The sequence below is a fragment of the Paenibacillus sp. P4_A7 genome (assembly GCF_056402455.1).
Genome location: NZ_JBFUHJ010000646.1, coordinates 1 through 2288 on the forward strand (window position 1 = coordinate 1; position 2288 = coordinate 2288).

General features: G+C 41.0%; 3 protein-coding genes. All 3 read right to left on the bottom strand.

Annotated features, from left to right (window positions below; genetic code table 11):
- Positions 1–587 (bottom strand): Cthe_2314 family HEPN domain-containing protein (locus tag AC1DWN_RS32375; protein WP_477562946.1); only part of this gene is annotated, 587 nt, incomplete at its 3' end.
- A gap of 192 nt (positions 588–779) precedes the next feature.
- Entirely contained in the window at positions 780–1709 is a 930-nt protein-coding gene (locus AC1DWN_RS32380) for a COX15/CtaA family protein (protein WP_477562947.1), read from the bottom strand.
- A 169-nt stretch (positions 1710–1878) separates the two neighbouring features.
- Positions 1879–2220, bottom strand: a complete 342-nt coding sequence (locus tag AC1DWN_RS32385) for a thioredoxin family protein (protein WP_477562948.1) — start codon at positions 2218–2220, stop codon at positions 1879–1881.
- Positions 2221–2288 lie beyond the last annotated feature (68 nt).

Genomic DNA, 2288 nt, shown 5'->3' on the forward strand with positions numbered 1-2288 from the left:
TCTCCATACATACGCTGGCTTTGAATCAAATCATCCTGCATTTCTGAATTCATATAATGAATTTCGGTATTTCTGCGATTGCGAAGCCGTTTCATAGGCTCCCTATATTTTTCCTTCACATCGTTTAGCTTCCAAGTCAAATCCGGATGTATATTCCGTTCACGCATAACACGCAAAACTGTAAAATAGGAGAAGTGAGCCTTGATTTTTTCCGCCTTAATATCAAGCAGCTCATTTAAGAGCGTGCCCAGCTTATCCAGCAAAGAGAACACACGAATAAACGCATTTTTATCAAAATAAATATATCGGTTATAATTCGTTAACTCCTGCTCTGACATTTGCTGAATAGAGGAGGAGGTAATTAGATTTTCATACCTAATAGCAGCGTAATGGCTTTGTTCCAGCTCGTCAAGTGAGGATTTCAGCCCTAGCGTCCATATCTCGTACTTTGAATACTTTGGATCGTTAGTGACACCTGCAATATTTTTCACTGGCAGCATTGACACAAACTGTTCCATTAAACGGAACGTTTCTGCAAGGGTTCCTTTTGCATCTCTCTGAGACTCATCAAACAAGAAACGCAGCATAAGTGAACAGTCCTTCCTCCATAAAATATAGATACGCCACTTACTTTTTTAGTGTTTTCTAGATGATATAAAGTATAGCTTATTTTGTTAACATATCCTATACGCAGCCAAAAATTGAAAATTTAATGCTCTAGTACGAAAGGAAGCTTGCCTCCTTTAAAAGCGAAGCAAGCAGCAGCTTGACCAAAAAAACTATAATTTACTTTCTTCTCTTAGCCGCCACGAACGAACTAAGATATCCATCAATATTCCAAACAATACGGTAACAATCAAATTATGCAATAAATTCGTAAAGATAAATACATCTTCGTTTGTGATGGTAACCGTAAGTAATGCTCCACTGAATATTTGTGTAATAACAAGTCCCAGCGTCCAAGCTGACTGTATGGTTAGGCCAGCTTCACTTTTGCTTACTTTACGAATATGCAAGAACAGCAAAATTAGAAAAATAGCTAAAAGCAAGGCAGCCACACGATGTATGAATACGACCCCTGTTGCTCCGCTTATCTCAGGTACGATTTCACCATTACATAAAGGCCATCCTTCACAGCCGCCGCCCGAATCGGTGTGCCGAATATAGGCGCCTAAATAGACGACGAAATAACAATAAATAGAGGTTAGAAGCACACGCGGAAAGATCGATCGCGGTACTTTTACAATTGAAACAGGTCCATTCTTGACCCTAAAGCACCATATAACTAAGAGAAAGGTTGCTGCAAACGCAATTAACGAAATCCCAAAGTGAATGGCCATAACTGGTGGCGACTGAGGCCATTTAACTGCCGCAGCACCCATTAGCGCCTGAATAATCGTAAATAGCATTGCTCCTCCAGCATAGAAAAGAGGCTCCTTGAAAGCTTGTCTGTTCTTTTTGAACTTTCTATAGACAGATACTAAAGTAGCTGCGACAAGAATTCCTTCAAAGCTTGTTACAAGACGATGCGAATATTCAATCAATGATTCCAACGTATAAGAGGGTACAAATTTACCATGACATAACGGCCAATCATCACCGCAGCCACGGCCTGAGTCCGTGTTTGTAACGAGTGCCCCGCCCAGTAGTACAAGAAGCATTCCGATGCACGCAGCAAGAGCTAACGTGCGAAACCGGCCGGTTACCATAATAATATCACCTGTTTCCATCATTTAATCGCAGTTCAATTATATCGATAAAAAACAGCAAAAGCCATGTTGAAAATGTGACACTTCCATTATCGACCGCTACAAAAAAAGGAAAGTCCGTGCTGACGAAGGTTTTCATCCTTCTTCAGTACGGACTTTTGGATTAGGTTTACTTCAGTGTTTCACTGACTTGAATCGCACGTTCTACGAACTGTTCGATTTCATCACGAGTCTTGCGCAGCTTGCTTACGAACCGAACTAACTCTTGATTATTGCGAAACGCGATAAAGCTTGGTATGCCCAAAATGTTCAATTCTGAGCACAGGTCGGGCAAATCATCGCGGTCAAGCTCGACAAAGCTTACACGCCCCTCATAATGCTTCTCTAAATCAGGCATAAATGGATTGATAAAATGACAGTCCTTGCACCACGTTGTTTTGAATACCGCTATCGTCAATCCTTCACTTGCAATCGCCTCGCGAAATTGTGTATCTGTCGTTAATTTATTCATTTCTTAACACTCCTGATTAGTTGGCCTTATGCCTGGCATAGTTGCACTCACTCCGACAGAGCTTATAG

Bases quoted from the DNA above. Each gene is read 5' to 3' on its own strand.
- AC1DWN_RS32380 (WP_477562947.1), bottom strand. From the start codon at position 1,709: ATGGTAACCGGCCGGTTTCGCACGTTAGCTCTTGCTGCGTGCATCGGA.
- AC1DWN_RS32385 (WP_477562948.1), bottom strand. From the start codon at position 2,220: ATGAATAAATTAACGACAGATACACAATTTCGCGAGGCGATTGCAAGT.